Genomic DNA, 21,038 nt, shown 5'->3' with positions numbered 1-21,038 from the left:
CAAGGTGCGGTCGGGTCTGCATCGCCTTTTTCAAGATCAACCTCGACCCAGACCGCGCCGCCCTCCGAGCAGATCTCAACCCACATGCTTTGTCCGGGACTCGCCAGCGCCGGGCTAAGCAACTGCAAAAGCAGAAGGATTATACCTGCCACCGCACAAGCTGCGCGGGACGCGCAAACAGCTGAAATGTGCAAAGGATTATGGGCGGGCATGGAGAATCCAACTCGGTGATCTTTCCCAAGTCCTAAGAGATTCCCGAAAGCAGATACTTGACTTCGGTTAGGCCTTTGGAGAATCCGACCTAGCCGTCTGCTTCGTCCATCAAACTGCGTACCCAGCGCCCTGCAAACCAGCAGGCAGGTACACCCAATGGGATTGACCACAGGATGGCGGTGACAGGCTCAATCACTCCGAATCCGGCGCTGTTGGCGATCAGGCCAGCCAGAAAAAGGTTTATGGCCACGGTCAGCGCAGACGCTGGATACAGCAATATGGCCAGCTTCCAGATTGGCCACTTGCCCTCAGTGGCTGGTTCCTTCCGAGAAGGTGATTTTGTTCCAGACATTGTACTTTCCCGAAGGTTTGCGCATCGGCAGACGGCGGACCTCTTCCAGTGTTTTTGCATCATAGATGATCACCGCGCCGTCATCTTCCCAGATCGAAACCAACGCATGGCTTCCGTCCTTGGTGAATTCCACATGGGCCACGGTTTTGCCCGGCGCTGGGCGCAGGGTCCGTACGATCTCAAGGCTTTGCTTGTCGATCACATGCATCACATCCTTGTTGGGCCCAAAGAAAACATCCGCCCAGACATATGGCGAGTTTTCATGGCTGCGCATGAAAAACCCCGGCCCTTCGGTCTTGAGCCGCTTGACCGTTTCCCATGTCTCCATGTCGATCACCGAGACGGTGCCATCAGTCAGGTGCGGCGTTGCCATCACAGTTGTATCGCCGCGCCGCCAGGTAATCCCGGAACCCAGATGCGGCATGCCGGGCAGATCCAGGTCAGCCACTTTTTGGCCAATGACCAGATCAATCACCTGACCGCCGTTCCCGTCGCGAGATGCGCCCATGACGTATTCATAAGTCTGGTCGAAAAAGAAATCGTCCAGATAGTCGGGCGTAGTGATCTTGCGTACTGGGAAAGGGTTAGGGTTCTTGAACTGCCCTTCGATACGAAAATCGTGTCCCAGCCCGGATTGGGGTGGATTAGCGCCATAGAAGACCTCCCAAATCTCTGGCACATCCTTCAAGGCCAGGACAAAGCTTTCCCGTGGCGGAGCTTGATAAACGGCCGAAACGCGGCTGGGATTACCTTTCCTGCTTTTAATCTCGATCACTTTTGCCACCGAAAGATCCCGGGTGGACAAAAGGGTCAGGCTGTTGGGTAGGTAATTCGCCACCGCCAGCCATTTGCCATCGCCTGACATGGCAATGTTGCGGCTGTTTAGTCCCGCCCGCACGCGACCCACTTGTTGCAACGCCCAGATGTCATATTTCTGGACCCAGCCATCGCGGGACATGATGAACACGTAACGCCCATCGGGGCTGAACTTTGGGCCGCCATGAACGGCAAAAGGAGTTTCAAATCTGTCCAAAACCTCAAATGTGTCACCGTCCAGAACGCTGACATGGTGGTCTCCGGTTTCCACCACCAACGTGATGTTCATCGGATCACTGGACCAAACGGGCGCATCAATCTCGACATAGTCTGCGTCCAGCGTACGGCTGGCCATGATGTCCGCCTCGGCCCAGTCCGGGACGGTCTCGAGCGGGGATTTCAACCAACCTGCCAACTCCTCGATCTGCAGGGTGTTCAGATTATGCGCAAAGGCGGGCATCTGGGTGGCGGTGCGCCCTTCGGCGATCACGGCGGCAACCCGCGGCCCGCGCATGCGTTTTAGCGTTTCGGGTATCAAGGCCGGACCAACTCCGCCCAGCCGGGTGTCACCATGGCAGGACGCGCAATGTTCGGCATAGTCGGACTGGGCGTCGGCCCATGCGGCGCTGGTCAGCAGAAGCGCACACAGTGTTCCAAGCGTCCGAGCCCTAAAAGAACTGATGCGCCGGATCATGGCTTTTCCCCCGGAAAGGTGTGACCTGCAGGCGTTTGCCCGCTTTATCCACGCCAATTTCATCGTTTGACAGGTAACAGGCCGGGTCCTCGGCCCAGGGATCGCCCGTCAGTTGCAGGGCCCGGATGCGCGTGTTGCCACCGCAAACATCCCTGAGCTGACAAACTCCACAGCGCCCTTTCAACGGACGCGGGCGAGTGCGCAGCATGGCCAGCATCTTGTCGTCCCCGGTCCACAACTCGGAAAACGGCGTCGTTTTCACATTCCCGACCGTGTAATCTGACCAGTAGGTGTCGGGATGGACCCGACCAAGATTGTCGATATTGGCCACCCCCAACCCGCTGGAGTTCCCGCCCCAGGCCGCCAAATGCGCACGTATATGCGAGGTCTTTTCGGCATCAAAATGCGTCCTGACCCAGTTCAGAAAATATCCGGCGTCGGCATCGTTATTGCCGGTGACGATATCCAGCGGGCGCCCGCCCGAGGCTGCCTCCCACGCACGGTCCAATAACAGATCCAGACCTTTGCGCGTGCGCAGGTGTTCGGCATCTTCGCCCCTGTTCTTGTCGCCGCGACCGGCGTAAACCAGATGAGACAGGTAGAATTTGTCGACCCCCTCATCATCACACAACTGCAGGAGATCGGGCAGATGGTGCTGCGTGCCCTCGGTCAAACAGAATCGCAAACCGACCTTGATGCCGCGTTTCTTGCACTCGCGCACGCCGCGCAGGGCATCTGAAAAGGCGCCCTCGACACCTCGGAACCAGTCGTTTGTGGCCCCGATTCCGTCAAGTGATATGCCGACATAGTTAAAGCCGACATCAGCGATCATATCGGCGGTTTCATCGTAAATCCGCGTGCCATTCGTCGACAGCGCCAGCATCGGCACCAACTTGCGCGCCCGGTTGGCGATATCAAAGAAATCGAACCGATCCAGCGGTTCCCCCCCCGAGAGGATCAGGGCCGGGACGCGAAATTGGCCGAGATCCTCAAGGGTTACCATGGCTTGCTCGTGGCTGAGCTCACCCGGGAACGCGACATCCGCCGAAACAGTATAGCAATGGCGGCATTTCAGGTTGCAGCGCCGGGTCAGATTCCAGATGACCACCGGCTTAACCGGGCCGGGGCGGCGCTTGCGCACGGGGGTCGGGGTGACCAGTTGCTGCATGTATTCAGTCAGGCGGAACATGGCGTTTGGCCTTTCGGTTTCAGGCGCAGCCCGGTCTTTTTCAGGATGCGCGTTGAATACAGGATGTCCTTGGCCCGGCAGGCACTGCCCAGAATACCGGCAATCTCGGCCCGTTTTTCTTCGACTTCACCCCTGTCTTTGCCATGCACCATGGCGAACAGGTTGTAAGGCCAGTCGGGCAGGGCACGTGGACGTTCATAGCAATGGGTGACAAAAGGCAGACCGCCAATATGTGCCCCCAAATCAGCGATTTGACTGTCATCGACGTCCCAGACTGTCATGCCGTTCGAAGTCATGCCCAGTTTGTAGTGGTTCGGGGCTGCGGCGATACGACGTATAACGCCGCGCGCCTTAAGTTCTGCGAGGCGATACAGCAGCGCTTGTTCGTCCATCCCAAGGCTTTCAGCGACCCGAGCGTAGGGCGAAGGCACCAGGGGCAATCCGCCCTGCAGAACCTCGATAATCAGTCTGTCTTTTGCGTCGATCATGCCGCCACCCGGAAGCCGATGAAGAATTCCTGCAACTTGGGAAATCTGAGAACTTCGATCCCCGTCTCTTGTTCGATCGCATCGGCGCAGGCCTCAATCCCTTGGGGCGTTTCGGTGGCCAACACGAACCACATGTTCAGCCGGTGCGTACGTTCATAATTATGGGCAACTTCGGGATGCGCATTGACTTTGGTCAGGACGGATTCAAATGCCTCTGTCGGTATGGCCATGGCACATAGGCAAAAAGCCCCGCCCATCGCGGCCGCGTCAAAGAACGGGCCAAAGCGCGTGATGACCCGTTCATCCTTCATCCGTGATAGGCGAACCAACAGATCCTGTTCAGAAATCCCCAGTTCTTGGGCCACCATCGCATAGGGTTGTGAGGTCAGAGGTAAGTCGTCCTGCATTCGGTTCAGGATTGCCCGATCAGTTTCGTCCAGGGTCATGCCGCTGTCTCCTTGGGTTGGATCAGCGCGCCGGTCTGTTTGAAACAGCGCGTCGAAAACAACACCTTGTGCTGCGCGCCAAACAGCTCAGGCAATGCCGCAGCCCCGGCCAGGACGTTTCGCGCTTCGCTGCGCGAGCGGGCGTGGATCATGGAATACAGGCGGTAGGGCCAGATGTTTTCAACGGGTCGACGCTCATAACACAGTGTCACGCCAGGGTATTTTGCCAGCGCAGGTCCGGCACGATCGACCTGATCAGTTGGCATATCCCAGACCACCATCGCATTGGCCGACCAGCCCAGTGCCCGGTGTCTTACGATCACGCCAAGACGCGAGACAATTCCAGCCTCGTGTAAGATCCGGATCCGCGTCATGGCGTCCTCTGGTTTACGGTCCAAAGAGGCGGCCAGTGCTGCGTAAGGTTCGCAAACCAGCGGTAAGCCGGAACTAAGCGCCTGCATCAATGAGCGATCACCCTTTTGCAGAACGGAACAGTCCACCTTGCGCGGTGCCGGTACGTTGCGTTGCTTGCCTGTCATTCGAAAGCCCAAATCAACATTGAACGGCCGAACCAGACGCAAGTCCAAAACCTGCAAACCGGTTTGCAGGCCAATCCGGGCCAGAGTGGCGTCCACATGCGCACGATCAGGGCCGGTCGCTACAAACCAGAGGTTCCATTTGTCCTCGCGTTGATAATTGTGGTTCACACCGGGCTCTGCGTCGATCAGGGCGGCAATGTCCTCCAGATGCTCCTCGGGTGCGGCCACCGCGGCCAGAGTACTGGCCGTCACCGCGCCCGGAGTGATAGTGGCCCCGACCCGGGTGATCCGGCCGGTCGAACGCATTCGCGCCAGACGGTTCAGCACTTCAGCTTCGTCCAGCCCCAGCGCCTTGGCCACTGGCTGAAACGGGCGGTCGACAATCGGAAATTCGCGCTGAAAATCGTCTAGCAGGCGACGGTCGATCGGGTCAGTGATATGTTGCATGGGTTACAACCCTGTTCTGTGCGCGCGGGCGGTGAAAAAGATACCCGAGGGGCTGTCCGCCGCGATCTCGCGCAGCTTTTCAAAACTATGCGTGTCGTAGACCACGACCTTGTTGGCGTCGCGGACACTGATCCAGACCTCATGCCCGCGTGCCGTGAACTCCATATGCAGGACGGCAGGGCCCGGAGAGAATTCGTGGATGACCTGTTTGCTGACGCTGTCGATGACCTGAATTGTATCGTTCAATGGATGGGCAAAATTCACCCAGACCTGTCGCCCGTCAGGGCGCGCCATGGCAAAGACCGGCTGACCATGGGTTTGGGTGCGGCCTGTTTCTGTCAAGGTTTCGGCGTCAATCCAAAGAACCTCATGGTGGCCGACCGCGGGCAGGACAAATTCGCGATCCGTCAGTGCCCAGCCCTCAAGATGAGGCATCTTGTATACCGGCATCTCTTCCTGTCCGCGCCCATAGCCCGGAAGCACGCGGATCGGTTTTGGATTGTCTGCCCATAGGTCCAGCGCGGTCAGCCCGTCCTCACCAAACAGACCGGTGATATAAGTGCGACCATTGGCGGTGATCAGCGCGTCATAGGGGTTCTTACCCATATCGGTGATCTTGGTGATCTCGGGCGTGCCATTTGCGAAATCAGCAATCCAGGTCTCGCCCGTGTCCCACATGGAAAACACGAACCGACGGCCCGGCGCATCGACAAGACCTATGGTTTTGCTGTCGGTGGGAATGTCGGCAACCAGTTCCAGCGTATCCGCGTCGAACACGCGTACGCCACCCGGCTCATAGTTCGACACCGCAACCAGTTGGCCGTCATCCGAAATCGCGCCGCCAATGGCATTGCCAGCCTGCACGACCCGATTTGCAATCTGACGGGTCACTATATCAACCTTGGTCAGCCCGCCATCGCGGCCAAAAACATAGGCAAAGCGTTCGTCGGGTGAATAGACCAGGGAGGCGTGGGACAGATCGCCCAACCCTTCGATCCGTGCCAATGCGGCCCGGTCCGACTGGTCCACCAATAAGACCGACCCTTTTGCCCGTTCGATCACAAGGCCCAGATCTCCGGTGGCGGTGGGGTCTGCATTGGCAGGTGTCATCATCATTAGGGCAACGATGCCAAGGGCAAGTTGTTTCATTTTGCCTCCTGTTCCAGCAGGTATCGGGCGATCCATTCGGCCTCTTCTTCGCTGATCAGGGGGCGCCAGGGGGGCATAGCCGTGTCGGGGATGCCGTCCAGTATGACCCCCGTCAGGACGTCCGCCTCGTAATGTTCCAGAGTTTCCGGTCGCAGATCAGGACCAAGCCCGCCTTTCAGGGACAATCCGTGGCACGAGCCGCAATCCTGGTGGACCAACCGTTTCAGGGCGGTTGGGTCGATGGCGTCAGCGGCCAGAGCGGAAGTGGCAACCAGAACGACGGCAGTCAGAACAGTATGCGCGGCCCAACCCGGCTGCTTGCGGTCCATATTCGCCAGGCTACCCATGCGCCCGCTCCAAAATCTCGGTCAGGGCCTGATTGGCATAAAGCGAAACGACCTTTCCGATAATGAATAAGGTAGGGGCCTTCAGATCCGCCTTGCGCGCATCCGCGGCAATCTGGTCCAGTCGGGATACAAGGCGGCGTTCAGAGGCACTGGTGGCCTGCCCAACAGCCAGGACCGGGGTGGATCCGGGTAGGTTCTCGGTCATCAAGCCGATGGCGATCTGGCCGATGTTGGCCACGCCCATATAGACGACCAGCGTCGTATCCGGGTCCGCCAGTCGTTTCCAATCCAGATCAAGAACTTTGTCGGACTGCCTGTGCCCGGTGACATATTGAACCGAGGTCGCCAGTCCGCGATGGGTCAGGGGCACGCCGGTCGAACAGGATGCGCCTTGTGCCGCCGTGATGCCCGGTGCGTATTCGACCGTAACACCGTGTGCCATCAGAAAAGCGGCCTCTTCCGAGCCGCGACCAAAGATCATCGGATCCCCGCCTTTCAGCCGGGCCACAACGTGACCTGCGCGTGCGTGTTCCAGCAGGATTTCGTTGATGCGATCCTGAGGAACAGTGTGGCACTTGGGGGCCTTGCCGACGGCGATCAGCCGCGCGCCCTCGGTGTGCATGGCCAGAATTTCATCCGAAACAAGGCGGTCATAGACCACCACGTCCGCCTCCTGCAGCATACGCAGGGCGCGCATGGTGATCAGTTCGGGATCACCAGGGCCGGCACCAATCAGAAAAACCTTACCGCTCATGTGCAAACTCGCTTGTTCTGAATGTCTTCGGAACCCGGTGTTTTGCTCGTTTCCATGCGCGAATATGGGACGTTGCTGGGGGAACCGGGCGTGTCATGGAAACAAGTTGGCGCACAGGTAAACCGACCTCCTTGACTTAAGTTAAGGAGCACGGGAATTGCGCCCGCGCATCTTTCAGCCTGCCGCTTATCAGGGCTCTACGGTGACCATTCCGAACATGTTCTGTGTCTCCCAATGTGGTCCGCACAGGTAATCCTGGGCGCCGGGAACGAGAAATGTCAGATCAACAAATTCCTCGGGGAACAGGCGGTCACTCTCGGCTTTGCTGCCATCTTTCAGCAGGACGCTATGGCTGGTGCGTTTGTCTACGTTCACCCAACGCACTGTGGTCCCCGCTTTGACCGTCAGTTGGGCTGGGCAGAAATTGTATTTGTACATCAGCACAACCTCTGCATCTTCCACATCTGAAGACGGCTGACCGAACAGGTCCACGTAGCGGGTTTCTGCCTCGGCGCAGATCTCAGCTGTGTCTTCGTCAGCGGCCACCGCAGGTGACGCCAAAGCCAGAAATGCAGGAAGAAGTAGGCGGATCTTCATCGTCCAAGTCTCCATACCTAATACTTCGGGGCCGGTTTACCCGGCCCCATCAGTCATTGCCCGACCACGTTGATATTGGCACTGTCGTCGTCCAGCGCGAAGCTTGTGTTCAGCGTTACGTGGTGGAATCGTGCCGCGGCAAAGTCATCGTGGATTGCAAAGCCGACCGTATAGGTCTTGCCCGGTTCCAATGGCACATCACCCGGTGCGCCCGAGTTTAGGGGCCGCGAGAACGTGACGGTCCAAATACCACCCGACAAGTTGGCCGAGGCGGCGATTTCGCCATCATTGACTATGCGTTGTTCCAGAAGATAGCCGTTGCTGGCGCTGCCATCGGCATAGACGCGCATCAGATCCAGATAGGTACCGTCATCCAGATATTGCGCGATCTGCGCTTCGGCCTGCAATTTGTCCCAGCCACCCAGAGCTTTCCCGCGCCGGCCTTTGACTTCGACCTCGGTGCGGCTTTCGCTGATATATTTGGTCACAGTGTCCTGAGCGGCCAGGCGGCCTGCAACATCGCCATTGGCGACAATCGCATCTGCACCCGGATCAAACGGCATATAGGTGTTGTCCGCGTGGCACGAGGCCCAGCAGCCCACCTGATCCCCCATTTCGATCCCGGTTCCGGTGATCATCATGGCGACCTTGATCTGGTTGTCCGGGTCCATCTTCCCGCCATCCACAAATGGTGCAGGATTGTGACCTGCATCCGGCCATTGCAGGCGGATATAGAGGTTTTCGGCATCATGGGCCGCCTGAACAGTTGCGTCGATCACACCACGTTTTCCAGGGATCGGGGTTGGTTCCAGCTCGCCGCCTGCGACGATCTTGTTTCCAATCATGTCCAATTCCTTGGCATGACAAGTCGAACATTGGTCGCCACCTTTGGTCAGTGGCCGGGCGCCGCCGTGGAACTTGCCATTCTGAACCCATTCAAACGAAGCCTGACCGGGATAAAACAGCTTCAGATCCGCGCTTGCGATGCTGGTCCAGTCGATATCGCCTCCGATATCGCTGCCACCGCCTGCCGGGGCTGTAGATTCTTCACCGCTTGATTTGGCGCGCTCTTCGGCGACTGCAGCGTCCACAGCGGCTGCGATCTGGGCTTGCACCGCCTCTTGTTGTGCTGTCTTGGCCGATTTTTCGGCTTCGGCCTCAGCCGCCTCCTTGGCTTCTACACGGTCGAGACTGGCCAGGTATTCTGGCGGAATTGCACGAATGAAATCAGGATTCGGGGCTTCAATCTGTTCCAGATATTCATCTGTGGCCCTGTCGCGGATGTTCGAATGCGCAATCCCTTTGTGGCAGTCGATACAGGTCTGGCCTGTCTCCATTGCGTTCAAATGTTGCTGGCGCGCGCGGGGGCGCTGGAACTCGGGCATCATCGATTCAAAGTCGTGGCAGTTGCGGCACTCGCGCGAATCTGTTGCCTTCATCCTTTCCCATTCATTCATCGCCAGATGGATACGCTTAGCTTCGAACTTCTCGGGTGTACTGATCGAGCCAACCACCTTGCCATACAGTTCTTTGGACGCCTTGATCTTGCGGATCATCTTGTGGGTCCAGTCCTTGGGTACGTGACAGTCGGAACAGACCGCCCCGACCCCCGATCGGTTCACATCGTGGATGGTCCCGGTGTATTCTTCATAGACGAAATCGCGCATCTCATGGCACGAGATACAGAACTCTTTGGTGTTGGTGGCTTCCATGGCGGTGTTGAACCCACCCCAAAAGACGATCCCGGCGGCAAAGGCAGCGGCAATACCGGCCACAGGCATTCCCCACAGGAAATACCGACGCCAGATCGGTGGTTTCTTATCTGGATCGGAGGTCATGTCCGGGCTCCGTTTTGGCTGTGTTGACTGGCGCGGCGTGTCAGGCCTGCGCATTCGGCTGATGGATGAAACAAGGACAGGGCGGGCGAGGGGCCCGCCCTGCTCCGAGTTGATCGAAACCCGTCAGGTGACGTGGTTCGACCGGTTGTAGACGTTGAACTTGCCGGTCGGGGCGTACAGCCCTTCGATGCGACCGATCTCTTCCAAAGTCTTGGCGTCAAAGATCACGATCTGACCGTTGGGTTCTTTTGAATCCGACAGGTTCCACTTGGACACCCAGACCTCGGTTCCATCCGCGTTGAATTCAAAGTGAACAGCGGCGCTGCCTTCGTCTTCGGTGATCTGGATGGTTTTCACGATCTCGCCGGTCTCTTTCGAGATGACCTGCACAGATTGCTGCACTTCCGGTTCCGGGTGTTTGGTCTGGTCAGCCCAAATATAGTCCGATTCCGGATGCGTACGGACGAACAGGCCCGGGCCGTCTGTTTCCACTTCGTAGCAGATCTTCCAGGCGTCATCGGGTCGGTTTTCGGGGTCGTTGCCCCAGACCGTCACGGTGCCAACCCCGAGGTGGGTTGTGCCAGCTACCGGCCCGCAATTCGGGTCAATCCAGTTTGCGCCCGGACCGGGATGCGGCAACGCGGCCGTGTCGATCATCGCCTCAAGCTTGTGGGTCTCGGTATCTACAACCACCATCTTGTTCGATGCGTTTGCAGCGATCTGGAAATACCGGCCCGTCGGATCGAAGAACCCGTCATGCAGGAATTTGGCGCTGTCGATCTTGTCGATCCGCAGATTGTCTAGATCAGTATAATCTACTTGCCACAGTTGCCCCAGCTCTTTGACGGCAACGATCCAGGTCGGCTCATTTGGAGTTGTGTAGATAGCGGCCACGCGAGCCTCTTCCACATAGTCCCCGTCCACGTTCACGCCGCGGGTCGATACAACCTTGACCGGCTCCATCGTTTGGGCGTCAACGATTGCAAAGTGCGGCGGCCAATAGCCCCCGCCGATGACGTATTTGCCATCGCCGGAAACAGCAACGTCGCGGGCATCATAGGCAATCTTTACCTCAGACACCAACATCTTGTCCGGCGTCTGCCAGAGGTCGATCTTGGTCATCTTGCCGTCGCGGCCCATGGTGTACCAGAAACGACCGGGCTGTTCCGGCTCTTCCAGCGAATGGTGTTCGGATGCTTTCAGAACGTGCACCGCATAGCCGGTCGGAATATGTGTCAGCACCTCTTTGGTGTCGCCATCGATAACAGCGACTTTGCCGACGTCGCGCTCGATAACAACAAAGAAGTTTTCCCAGTTGCGGCCATGCATCGGCTCGGTTGGGTAGTCCTCTTCTTCAACATATATCTTGCGGGTCGCCATCATCTGGTCCAGCGACATTTCAGGTGGTTTGGGCGGCTCCATCATGATGTAAGTCGCCATGTCTTTGATTTCCTGCTCGGACATGATGTCCGAGAAGTTGTTCATCCCGCCTTCGGTGCCCCAGGCGATGATCTTCTCAAGCCGCTCTTGCCCAAGCGCAAGTGTACCGCCTTCGGTCACGGCGCCGTCAGCTGCGGTTTTCTTCCAATGCGGTTCAAGGTTCTTGCCAGTGGCGCCTTTACGCAAGACACCGTGGCACCCCGCGCATTGTTCAAAGTAAAGTTGTTTGGACGCTTCAAACGCTTCTTCGTTCAAAGTTGGCTCTTCGGCGAAAGCTGGTGCAGCGACACTGCCCAGCAACATCGCCAAACCGACCCCGAAGACGCGGCCCGTTTTGGTATAGCTGATTCCAAGTGACATGATCACTCTCCATTTGCTGGTGAGGCGGTCCAAGCGTGGGGCATCGCGCAAGGGTGCTCCTTGACGAAAGTCAACACCAGTCGCGCAATTCAGGTGGCGGGCAGGGAAAAACGTCAATTTTCCGGCTGGGAAAATCTGTATCTTTGGCACACTTTTTCGGCCGGTTTGATTTTTGTTAAGTCGCGCAGCCGGGCGGCTTGCTAGGGCTTGGAAAACACCAAGGAGAGCAGCCATGCCCGCAATCATCACCCGCGTGTTTGGTGAAGGGTTTCGTGTATTCTTTCTGTCCGCCGGCCTCTATGGCCTCTTTGTCGGAGTGGTTTGGGGGCTGTGGCTGACGGTGCCATATGCAGTGCCGGATTATGGCATGGCCCCGCCCATGTGGCACGCGCATGAGATGATCTTCGGCTATGCAACAGCCGCGCTGGGCGGGTTCTTTCTGACCGCAGTGCCAAATTGGACCGGCGCACCAGATGCGCGTGCGCAGTTCATAACGTTGGCCGCCGGATTGTGGTTGGCTGGTCGGATGGCGATGTGGTTTTCGGGGATGCTGCCTGCGGCGCTTGTGGCGGTGGTCGACCTGGCCTTTATACCGATTCTGGCGGCCAAGATTGCAACCCAGCTCATCCGGAGGCCGAAACCTCAGAACATGCTCTTTCTGCTGTTGCTCAGCTTTATCTGGATTGCTGATCTGTTCACGCATCTTGAATGGACCGGGATGACGGATGACACATTGCATACCGGGCTGCGCGCGGGGTTGCTGGCGCTCTGCGCGATGATTGCCATTCTTGGCGGACGGATCACCCCGGCCTTTACCCGAAACGCCATGAGACGCGCGGGCGTTCCCGAGGCGAACTGGCCAATATCTGTGCCAATTCTGGACAAATCAGCGATGGCGGTTGCCCTGACCCTGCCACCAATCGTTCTGGTGCTGGGGTCAGGTGCTGTGGCTGGATCGATGGCGCTGGTTCTAGGGGTGGCGCAGGTTTCGCGCATGGCCCGCTGGCGCGCGGGCTGGGCTGCGCGGGAGCCGATTCTATTGGCACTGTATCTTGGGCTTGCAATGCTGGCGCTGGGACTGATCCTCTGGGGGCTGTCAGTGCTGGGTTTCGGAAACGAGATCGCAGCCCTACACATTCTGGGCATCGGATGCGTCGGCGGCATGACCCTGGCGGTCATGAGCCGCGCCGCGCTTGGCCACAGTGGTCGCGCGCTGGTGGCACCCGGCCCAATGGCGGTGGCCTATGGTCTGATGGCGGTGGCGGCCCTGTCGCGGTGGATTGGGGCAGATCTGAATGCAGGTTACATGGTTGCGATGCTGCTGTCGGACGGGTTGTGGGTCAGCGCCTTTGCGCTTTTCTTGATCGCGATGTGGCCTGCGCTGACGGGTCCCAAGGTGCAACGGTCAGCGTGATTTCATTTCCTTTTGCAAGTCTTGACTTTCGTTAAGGATATACCGTGCCCATCCCGTCATTTTAACCAGACTAGCTAATCTGCGCAAAGGAGAGCGCAATGCGAGAAGTCATGACCAAGAGCATGGCACGCAATATATTCTATGGCGGGTCACTGTTCTTTATCCTCATCTTTCTGGCTCTGTCGGCCCATTCTCACTGGTATATCGTGAACTCTGAGAACGCAGCAAAGCTCGATGAAAGTGTGATCAGGGGCAAGCACGTCTGGGAAAAACACGCCTGCATCAACTGTCATACCATCCTTGGCGAAGGTGCATACTTTGCACCCGAGGTTGGCAATGTGATGACGCGTTGGGGCGTGCTGGACGACCCGGAATCGGCCTTTGAAGCCCTCAAAGGCTGGATGGAGGCGCAGCCGACAGACATTCCCGGTCGTCGTCAGATGCCCAATTTCAACCTCAGCGACGAAGACATCCGTGATCTGACCAACTTTTTGATCTGGACGGACAATATCGACGCTCAGGACTGGCCGCCCAACGAGGCGGGCTGAGAAGGGAACGGAGCAATGAAATACGAATCCCAAAAAATCGCCTATGCCTACTTTGCGGTGGCAATGGCCCTGTTCGCGATACAGGTTCTGGGCGGCCTTCTGGCCGGCTTTATCTATGTATCACCTAATTTCCTGAGCGAGCTTTTGCCGTTCAACATCGTGCGGATGCTGCACACCAACTCGCTGATCGTGTGGCTGATCCTCGGGTTCTTTGGTGCGGCCTATTTTCTGATCCCGGAAGAGGCCGAGCGTGAGATCCATTCGCCCATGCTGGCCTATCTGCAGCTGATCATTCTGGTGGTCGGTACACTGGGCGTGGTCTTGACCTATACGTTCAACCTGTTTGAAGGCAACTGGCTGCTGGGTAAAGAAGGGCGCGAGTTCCTAGAGCAACCCAAATGGGTCAAGGCCGGCATCGTCGTGGCCGCACTGATCTTCCTGTACAACGTGTCGATGACCGTTCTGAAGGGCAAGAAGACCGCGATCACCAACATCTTGTTGCTGGGCCTTTGGGGTCTGGCGCTGCTGTTCCTGTTTGCCTTCTACAACCCGGGCAACCTGTCCTTGGACAAGCAATACTGGTGGTATGTTGTCCACCTGTGGGTCGAAGGTGTCTGGGAACTGATCATGGCCTCGATCTTGGCCTATCTAATGCTGAAGCTGACCGGGGTAGACCGTGAGGTTGTCGAGAAATGGCTCTATGTCATTGTCGCCGCCGCGTTGTTTTCGGGTATCCTTGGTACAGGTCACCATTACTATTGGATAGGCACACCAGGGTACTGGCAGTGGATCGGCTCGATCTTCTCAAGCCTCGAAGTGATCCCCTTCTTTGCGATGATGGCCTTTGCCTTTGTGATGGTCTGGAAGGGCCGTCGGGACCACCCGAACAAAGCGGCGCTGCTGTGGTCGCTGGGCTGTGCCACATTGGCTTTCTTCGGTGCCGGTGTCTGGGGCTTCCTGCACACGCTGCACGGGGTGAACTACTATACCCACGGTACGCAGATCACTGCGGCTCACGGTCACCTGGCGTTCTATGGAGCGTATGTCTGCCTCAACCTGGCAATCTTCAGCTATGCAATGCCGATCCTGAAGAACCGCGATCCTTATAATCAGGTTCTGAACATGGGCAGCTTCTGGCTGATGTCCAGCGGTATGGTTTTCATGACCTTTGTGCTGACCTTTGCTGGAACAGTGCAGACGCACATGCAGCGGGTGGTCGGAGACTACTTCATGGATGTGCAGGATCAGGTCGCGATCTTCTATTGGATGCGCCTTGGCTCTGGCATCGTCGTGGTCTTGGGTGCGCTGCTGTTCATCTACTCGATCTGGGTTCCCCGGAAAGAGATCATTGAAGCCGGCGCGGCCGAAACCCCAGCGGAGTGATGGATATGGATGGCTCCATGAAACTGAGAACGGGGGCGGCTGACGCCCCCTTCTACCTGCCACAGGGTGATGAATGTGACGTGTTCGCTGCTGCCTATACCAACAACCTGCCGGTCCTGCTGAAAGGCCCGACAGGTTGCGGCAAGACCCGGTTTGTGGCGCATATGGCCGCCAGTCTTGGCCGCCCGCTTTACACAGTGGCCTGTCACGATGACCTTGCCGCTGCGGACCTGATCGGGCGCTACCTGCTGAAAGGCGGGGAAACGATCTGGGTCGATGGGCCCCTGACCCGCGCGGTGCGCGAAGGCGCGATCTGCTATCTGGATGAAGTGGTCGAGGCGCGCAAGGACGTGACCGTCGTGCTGCACCCGCTGACTGACGACAGGCGCATCCTACCGATCGACCGCACCGGTGAGGAGCTTGTGGCCGCGCCCGGTTTCATGCTGGTCGCCTCATATAACCCGGGATATCAGAATATCCTGAAAACCTTGAAACCCTCGACCCGGCAGCGGTTCATCTCACTGGAGTTCGACTTTCCGTCGCCCGAGATGGAGGCAAAGGTGGTCGCTAAAGAAAGCGGGCTGGCGCTGGAACGCTGCAAACCGCTGATCCGCTTGGCAGGTAAACTGCGCGGGCTCAGGGGGCAGGATCTTGAAGAGGGCGTTTCCACCCGTCTGGTCGTCTATGCCGCCACGCTGATCGCGCAGGGCATGTCCACCGACCGCGCGATCCTTGCCGCCATGATCGAACCTCTGACAGATGACGAGGACATCAAACGCGGGCTCCTCGATCTTGTCACGGCTGTCTTTGGGTGAGGCCGGCCGATGGTCAGGATCGATTTTGAGCCATGGGAACCCGAAGAAACGATCGGGAAACTGTGGCACTCCCTTGCCAGCCGTCTCGATGCACCCCAGGTGCATGTTGGAGCCGCGGTCGACCTTTCTGAGGTCGCGGGGCGGCTGGCAGTCCTTTTTCGCGGGCTTGGGGGCAGTCCGGGTGTTGAATTGCGCCCGGTCTCGCCCGAAGTTTCACACCATCGCCTAAGCTGGCGCCGTCGGTTGGGTACCGAAGTTGAACTGATGCCGCGCGCTTCGTTCGATGGCGAAGTGCTGCGCCTCCCGGACCGTCTGGCGGTGTTTCCCGCGCGCGAGGCGAACGGAGCGCTGTATGTTTGGCTGGCCGCCGCAGCGGCCCATGCGGGAACCCGGATCGTCGAAGATGATCCGTTGCGCGCCGATCTGCACGCGCTGAGCGCCGCACAAACGATGGTTAATGCAACCTTGGACAACGCCCCCGGCTTGCGACCGCTTTACACCGAGCTTTGCAAAGGTGTTCTGCATGACCGCAACAAATTCGGCCTCCCGCCTGTGGAAACAGCGGTTGAAGAACTGATCCGCCATCGGCTGGGCGACCCCGCGTCTTTATCCCCGAAGGCCAGGCAATTCATGTCATTTGACGATGACCTGACTGCCCCACGCGGATATCAACATTTCCGCCCTGTCCCTCTGTGGCCTGAATTGCGCGCTGTTGGTTTTTCAGAGCATAACGATGTCGAAAACCCCGATACCGAAGGCCCGCCCGAGGAATCGGGTGAAAAAACCCACCGTGCCCGGCGGCGCAAATCCGACCAGGCTGAACGCAGTGACAGTTTCATCCTTCATAAATTCGAAGCGATCCTCAGCTGGGCCGAGTTTCTGAACATCAACCGTCGCATTGATGACGATGATCCCGACAATGCCAAAAAGGCCGCCGATGATCAGGATGAGATCGGTTTGGGCCAGATTTCCAAGGCGCCGCCGACCAAGCTGAAATTGCATCTGGACCTGGCACCCGAGGATGTGAATCGCGAACGTCTGTCGGGCCGTATTCTCTATCCGGAATGGGACGTGCGCACCGGGCAATACCTGCCCGATCACGTCAACGTTCTAACCTCGGACGCCGATATTCGTGAGGATGCCGCCGAGTTTGGAAAAGACCTCGCCACCGCCCGCCGTATCCGCGCCGTCAAACGCCAGTTCGAAGCGCTGCGCCCGGGCCGCGTGATGACCCGAGGCCATCTGGACGGCGATCAGCTGGATATCGAGGCCGCCGTTCGGGCGCAAGTTGACCACTGTGCAAACGGGGAAGGTACCGAACGCATCTGGCAACAATCCCGCCCCGAGGCACGCGATCTGGCGGTTTCTATCCTGCTGGATGTCAGCCGCTCGACCGAAAGTGCCGTGACTGGACGCGCCGTGATCGACATCGAACGCGAGGCGCTGGCAGCGCTGGCCTGGGGCCTGAACGCCTGTGGTGACGATTTCGCTATTCACGCCTTCAGTTCACTGAAACGACAGCGGGTCTATGTGCAACGCTGCAAACGGTTTGATGAGGTGATGGGCAGCCAGGTTGAACAGCGCATCGCATCGTTACGCCCAGGGCACTATACAAGGCTGGGTGCCGCGATCCGCCATTGCTCGGCCGATCTGGCCACCCAAACGCGTAAGCGCCGGTTGTTACTGGTGATCACCGATGGCAAACCCAATGATCTTGACCACTACGAAGGCCGCCACGGAATCGAAGACACCCACATGGCCGTGCGCGAGGCGCGCCGAGCCGGGCAATCGGTCTTTGGCGTCACCATCGACAAGACAGGTAAAAGCTGGTTCCCGCGGATGTTCGGGCAGGGCGGCTTTGCCGTCATCCCGGACCCGCATCGCCTGACTATGGCGCTGCCGCAAATCTACCGCCAACTGGTCGGCGCATGAGCGACGCGTCCCTTATCGACGAGTTGCCCGGCGAATTACTGATGTGGGTTCTGATCATTTCGGAACTGCTGGTCTTTGGTGCGGGCCTGATCGCTTTCATGGGCGTGCGCCTGACCGATCCGGCGGGCTTTGCCGAGGCGCAATCGCATCTGCACCGCACCGGAGCCGCGCTGAACACTGCGGTTCTGGTCACCTCCGGCTATCTGGCCGCGCAAGCCTTGCATTGGCGGCAGATTGCGCGTCGGACTGCTGCCCGCCTGGCGTTAATCGCAGCTGCCGCGCTGGGCGTTATATTCCTGATTATCAAAGGCATGGAATACGCGGACAAGGCTGCACAAGGAATTACCTACGAGACCCATCCGTTCTTCCTGTTCTACTATCTGCTCACCGGCTTCCACGCGGCACATGTGTTGGCTGGGGTTGTTATCCTGCTGCTGGTCGCCTGGCGGGACAATCCCCGCAACATCGAGGCCGGCGCCCAGTTTTGGCACATGGTCGATCTCGTCTGGATCATGCTGTTCCCCGTGATCTACCTGTTGGGATGACGGACATGACCCAAACCTCATCGGATCCAAAAAGCTCCCGCTGGATGCTCTCAAACCCGCTCACCCGCGCATGGCTCAGCCTGTTGGTTCTGAGCACCGCTTCGGCCCTGCTGACGATACTCCCTCTGTCCGCACCGGTGTTGAGCGCAGGCATTTTGATCCTGGCCCTGTCTAAAGCCCGCATTATCCTTGCACGATATCTGGACCTGACGCACAGCCTGGCCTGGCTGAGCGGTTTCACCATGGTGCTGACCGGATTTGCGATGGTGATCTTCGGCCTCTCACTGTTTTGACATGAAAAAAGCCGCCCCCGTGGGGCGGCAGTTCTCCAAGCGCTGGGACGCCTCGGTTATTGTGCGGCCATCGGCATTCTCGCGATCTGACACCGTTGCCACAGGGCCGATAAGGCACCGACCAGATGGTCGATATCTTCGTTTGTATGAACCGGAGAGGGGGTAATTCTCAGGCGTTCGGTGCCTTTGGGAACGGTCGGATAGTTGATCGGCTGAATATAGATCCCGAATTCTTCCAGCAGCGTATCCGAGATGAATTTGCATTTCACCGGGTCACCTACCATCACCGGGATGATGTGGCTGGGATTGGGCAAATGCGGGATGCCTTCGGCGTCCAGTTTGGCGCGCACCTGCGCAACGCGGGTTTTCTGCAGATCACGCTCGGTATTGGATTGCTTGAGGTGTCGGATCGAGGCGGCAGCGCCTGCTGCTATTGCGGGTGGGAGGGCGGTGGTAAATATGAACCCGCTGGCAAAGCTGCGGACAAAGTCACACAAGGCAGCGGATGCCGCGATGTAACCGCCAACCACGCCGAAGGCCTTGCCCAGCGTCCCTTCTATGACGGTCAGGCGATCCATCAACCCTTCGCGTTCGGCGATGCCACCACCGCGCGAGCCATAAAGGCCAACGGCGTGGACCTCGTCCAGATAGGTCATCGCACCATATCTATCTGCCAGGTCGCAAATCTCTTTGATCGGAGCGATATCCCCATCCATCGAATAGACAGATTCGAAGGCGATCATCTTGGGCGCATCTGGATCGGCTGCGGCCAGCTTTGCCTCGAGGTCCGCCAGATCATTGTGCTTCCAGATCACTTTTTGTGCCCGCGAATGGCGGATGCCTTCAATCATGGAGGCATGGTTCAAAGCGTCCGAGAATACGATCAGACTTGGGATCTTCGCAGCCAGCGTCCCAAGTGCGGCCCAGTTCGACACATAGCCCGAGGTGAACAGAAGGGCGGCTTCTTTCCCGTGGAGGTCGGCCAGTTCCTGTTCCAGCAAAACGTGGTCATGTGTCGTGCCCGAGATATTGCGTGTGCCCCCTGAGCCCGCGCCGCAACGGTCGAGTGCATTGTGCATTGCCCCGACTACATCAGGATGCTGGCCCATTCCCAGATAGTCGTTGGAACACCAAATTCGTACGTCGCGCTGTAAAGCGCCGTCCGTCTGGCGTGCATTCGGGAACGCGCCACAGCGGCGCTGTAGATCAATGAAGATGCGGTAGTTGCCTTCGTCGCGCAGATGCTCAAGGCTTTCGCTGAAAAAACGCTCGTAGTCCATCTCGAACACTCCTGAGAATACTGGCTTTCCAGCAAGACTATGTGCCGGACCCGCTACGCAACATGACAAATGTCAAGCCGCAGAAAGGAAAGGCTGGCTTGGAAGCCGAAGGTTTGGCATAGCCTTAAGAGGATGGACGTACTGATCGGGTACGCAACTAGAAAAGAGGGGAAAGCTTCGTGGCGCATGAGGCACTAAAAGCGATCGCCAAGCAGTCACTATTGCTCAAGAGCTTTCCCGAGCATCATATCGACACGCTGTTAAGCCACGCGATCTGGCGGAAATATGATCGCGGAGAGACGATTTTTCTACAGGAAGAAAAAGCCCAGGCCATTCATGTGGTTCTGTCGGGCTGGGTAAAGCTGTTTCGCATGTCCCCTACCGGTGCCGAAGCAGTTGTCAGCGTTTTCACCCGCGGCGAAAGCTTTGGCGAAGCGGTCGCCTTGCGTAACGTTCCCTATCCGGTTTCGGCCGAGGCAGTTTCGGCCTGTGAGATCATGCACATTCCAAGTCCGGTCCTTTTGTCCCTTATGCGAGAGGACCCGGAAATTGGGGTGTCAATTCTGGCAGCTACCTTTACCCATCTGCATTCTCTGGTCGCCCAGCTTGAGCAGCTTAAGGCCCAGACCGGCGCACAGCGGGTGGCAGAATTTCTTCTGACTCTCTGCGAAGCCGAGATGGGGGACTGCATTGTTGAGCTGCCCTATGACAAGATGTTGATTGCCGGGCGCCTGGGCATGAAGCCCGAAAGCCTGAGCCGCGCCTTTTCCCGGCTAAAGCCGTTTGGCGTTAAAATTGACCGGACACATGCCCTGCTCTCGGACATTCAAGTACTGCGAGACTATGCAGAAAGTGACCCCTCCGAAAAGTGACCGAATTTATTGGCCGGTGCTTTGCCGGGTGCGCCAAAGAGCCCCGAGAACGTGCTTCTTTGTTCAGGCTAGGACATGCGCATCGATCCCGTGAACGCGATTCCCTGTTTCCGGATAAGGGCCTTGTGCAACGTCAGGTAGTCCAGAACTCCAAAACAAGCTGGTTTTGGTGCTTCCTGGATCCACGCAGCTGAGTGATATGCCGTCAAGTTCCAGTCGGCATCTTCCGCCTGTACTTAGGGTCGAAATCGAATGGGAAACTCTAACCTTTAGGGGCTACTACGATG

Annotated in this window: 21 protein-coding genes; 8 read left to right on the top strand and 13 right to left on the bottom strand. The window is 58.0% G+C overall.

From position 1 onward, the window contains the following. Positions 1 to 301: 301 nt before the first annotated feature. From AC2FLE_RS09150 to AC2FLE_RS09095, 12 genes are all read right to left on the bottom strand, one after another. On the bottom strand, positions 302 to 565 hold the full coding sequence (locus AC2FLE_RS09150; RefSeq protein ID WP_496696569.1) for a hypothetical protein: 264 nt from the start codon (positions 563 to 565) through the stop codon (positions 302 to 304). After that, complete coding sequence (locus tag AC2FLE_RS09145) at positions 522 to 2,075, bottom strand: cytochrome D1 domain-containing protein (protein WP_496696567.1); 1,554 nt, start codon at positions 2,073 to 2,075, stop codon at positions 522 to 524. The genes AC2FLE_RS09150 and AC2FLE_RS09145 overlap by 44 nt, the downstream gene beginning before the upstream one ends. After that, complete coding sequence (nirJ, locus tag AC2FLE_RS09140; protein ID WP_496691877.1) at positions 2,050 to 3,264, bottom strand: heme d1 biosynthesis radical SAM protein NirJ; 1,215 nt, start codon at positions 3,262 to 3,264, stop codon at positions 2,050 to 2,052. Before nirJ ends, AC2FLE_RS09145 begins: the two co-directional genes overlap by 26 nt. Then, positions 3,252 to 3,752 carry a siroheme decarboxylase subunit beta gene (gene ahbB / locus AC2FLE_RS09135; protein ID WP_496691876.1) on the bottom strand — a complete coding sequence of 167 codons (501 nt, stop codon included), beginning with the start codon at positions 3,750 to 3,752 and terminating at the stop codon, positions 3,252 to 3,254. The genes nirJ and ahbB (AC2FLE_RS09135) overlap by 13 nt, the downstream gene beginning before the upstream one ends. After that, positions 3,749 to 4,198, bottom strand: coding sequence for an Lrp/AsnC family transcriptional regulator (locus AC2FLE_RS09130; RefSeq protein ID WP_496696565.1), 450 nt, complete (start codon positions 4,196 to 4,198; stop codon positions 3,749 to 3,751). Before AC2FLE_RS09130 ends, ahbB (AC2FLE_RS09135) begins: the two co-directional genes overlap by 4 nt. Beyond that, on the bottom strand, positions 4,195 to 5,184 hold the full coding sequence (ahbB, locus tag AC2FLE_RS09125; RefSeq protein WP_496696563.1) for a siroheme decarboxylase subunit beta: 990 nt from the start codon (positions 5,182 to 5,184) through the stop codon (positions 4,195 to 4,197). Before ahbB (AC2FLE_RS09125) ends, AC2FLE_RS09130 begins: the two co-directional genes overlap by 4 nt. A 3-nt stretch (positions 5,185 to 5,187) precedes the next feature. Further along, positions 5,188 to 6,333: a cytochrome D1 domain-containing protein gene (locus AC2FLE_RS09120; protein ID WP_496696561.1), complete on the bottom strand. Its 1,146-nt coding sequence runs from the start codon at positions 6,331 to 6,333 to the stop codon at positions 5,188 to 5,190. After that, on the bottom strand, positions 6,330 to 6,680 hold the full coding sequence (locus AC2FLE_RS09115) for a c-type cytochrome (protein WP_496691873.1): 351 nt from the start codon (positions 6,678 to 6,680) through the stop codon (positions 6,330 to 6,332). The genes AC2FLE_RS09120 and AC2FLE_RS09115 overlap by 4 nt, the downstream gene beginning before the upstream one ends. After that, on the bottom strand, positions 6,673 to 7,434 hold the full coding sequence (gene cobA / locus AC2FLE_RS09110; protein WP_271948622.1) for a uroporphyrinogen-III C-methyltransferase: 762 nt from the start codon (positions 7,432 to 7,434) through the stop codon (positions 6,673 to 6,675). Before cobA ends, AC2FLE_RS09115 begins: the two co-directional genes overlap by 8 nt. 189 nt (positions 7,435 to 7,623) lie before the next feature. Further along, positions 7,624 to 8,031, bottom strand: coding sequence for a cupredoxin domain-containing protein (locus AC2FLE_RS09105; RefSeq protein ID WP_281972618.1), 408 nt, complete (start codon positions 8,029 to 8,031; stop codon positions 7,624 to 7,626). 53 nt (positions 8,032 to 8,084) lie between these two features. Further along, on the bottom strand, positions 8,085 to 9,869 hold the full coding sequence (locus tag AC2FLE_RS09100; protein ID WP_496691872.1) for a NapC/NirT family cytochrome c: 1,785 nt from the start codon (positions 9,867 to 9,869) through the stop codon (positions 8,085 to 8,087). Positions 9,870 to 9,992: 123 nt separating this feature from the next. Then, positions 9,993 to 11,669 (bottom strand): cytochrome D1 domain-containing protein, encoded by a 1,677-nt coding sequence (locus AC2FLE_RS09095; RefSeq protein ID WP_496691871.1) that lies wholly within the window; start codon positions 11,667 to 11,669, stop codon positions 9,993 to 9,995. 232 nt (positions 11,670 to 11,901) lie between these two features. Here AC2FLE_RS09095 and AC2FLE_RS09090 point away from each other — a divergent pair, with 232 nt between their 5' ends. From AC2FLE_RS09090 to AC2FLE_RS09060, 7 genes are all read left to right on the top strand, one after another. Further along, on the top strand, positions 11,902 to 13,083 hold the full coding sequence (locus tag AC2FLE_RS09090; RefSeq protein ID WP_496696558.1) for an NnrS family protein: 1,182 nt from the start codon (positions 11,902 to 11,904) through the stop codon (positions 13,081 to 13,083). Between the two features lie 98 nt (positions 13,084 to 13,181). Then, positions 13,182 to 13,631, top strand: a complete 450-nt coding sequence (locus AC2FLE_RS09085) for a c-type cytochrome (protein ID WP_142635251.1) — start codon at positions 13,182 to 13,184, stop codon at positions 13,629 to 13,631. Between the two features lie 15 nt (positions 13,632 to 13,646). Next, entirely contained in the window at positions 13,647 to 15,014 is a 1,368-nt protein-coding gene (locus AC2FLE_RS09080) for a cbb3-type cytochrome c oxidase subunit I (RefSeq protein ID WP_496676741.1), read from the top strand. 5 nt (positions 15,015 to 15,019) lie between these two features. Further along, positions 15,020 to 15,829, top strand: a complete 810-nt coding sequence (locus AC2FLE_RS09075; RefSeq protein ID WP_416383916.1) for a CbbQ/NirQ/NorQ/GpvN family protein — start codon at positions 15,020 to 15,022, stop codon at positions 15,827 to 15,829. A 9-nt stretch (positions 15,830 to 15,838) separates the two neighbouring features. After that, the gene (locus AC2FLE_RS09070) at positions 15,839 to 17,761 is read left to right on the top strand and encodes a nitric oxide reductase activation protein NorD (RefSeq protein ID WP_496696555.1); all 1,923 of its coding nucleotides are present in this window, start codon (positions 15,839 to 15,841) and stop codon (positions 17,759 to 17,761) included. Continuing rightward, complete coding sequence (locus tag AC2FLE_RS09065) at positions 17,758 to 18,306, top strand: cytochrome c oxidase subunit 3 (protein ID WP_496696553.1); 549 nt, start codon at positions 17,758 to 17,760, stop codon at positions 18,304 to 18,306. Before AC2FLE_RS09070 ends, AC2FLE_RS09065 begins: the two co-directional genes overlap by 4 nt. Positions 18,307 to 18,311: 5 nt before the next feature. Continuing rightward, entirely contained in the window at positions 18,312 to 18,599 is a 288-nt protein-coding gene (locus AC2FLE_RS09060) for a nitric oxide reductase F protein (RefSeq protein ID WP_496696551.1), read from the top strand. 56 nt (positions 18,600 to 18,655) lie between these two features. On the opposite strand, the gene hemA is transcribed toward AC2FLE_RS09060, so the two are convergent. Continuing rightward, positions 18,656 to 19,879, bottom strand: coding sequence for a 5-aminolevulinate synthase (gene hemA, locus AC2FLE_RS09055; RefSeq protein ID WP_496696550.1), 1,224 nt, complete (start codon positions 19,877 to 19,879; stop codon positions 18,656 to 18,658). Between the two features lie 179 nt (positions 19,880 to 20,058). On the opposite strand from hemA, the gene AC2FLE_RS09050 reads away from it, so the two are divergent. After that, on the top strand, positions 20,059 to 20,751 hold the full coding sequence (locus tag AC2FLE_RS09050; protein ID WP_271948599.1) for a Crp/Fnr family transcriptional regulator: 693 nt from the start codon (positions 20,059 to 20,061) through the stop codon (positions 20,749 to 20,751). The last annotated feature ends 287 nt before the right edge of the window (positions 20,752 to 21,038 follow it).

Source organism: Ruegeria sp. CDSA077 (assembly GCF_059612265.1).
Note: the sequence above shows the minus strand (reverse complement) of the source record. Positions and strands in the feature narration are given on the sequence as shown.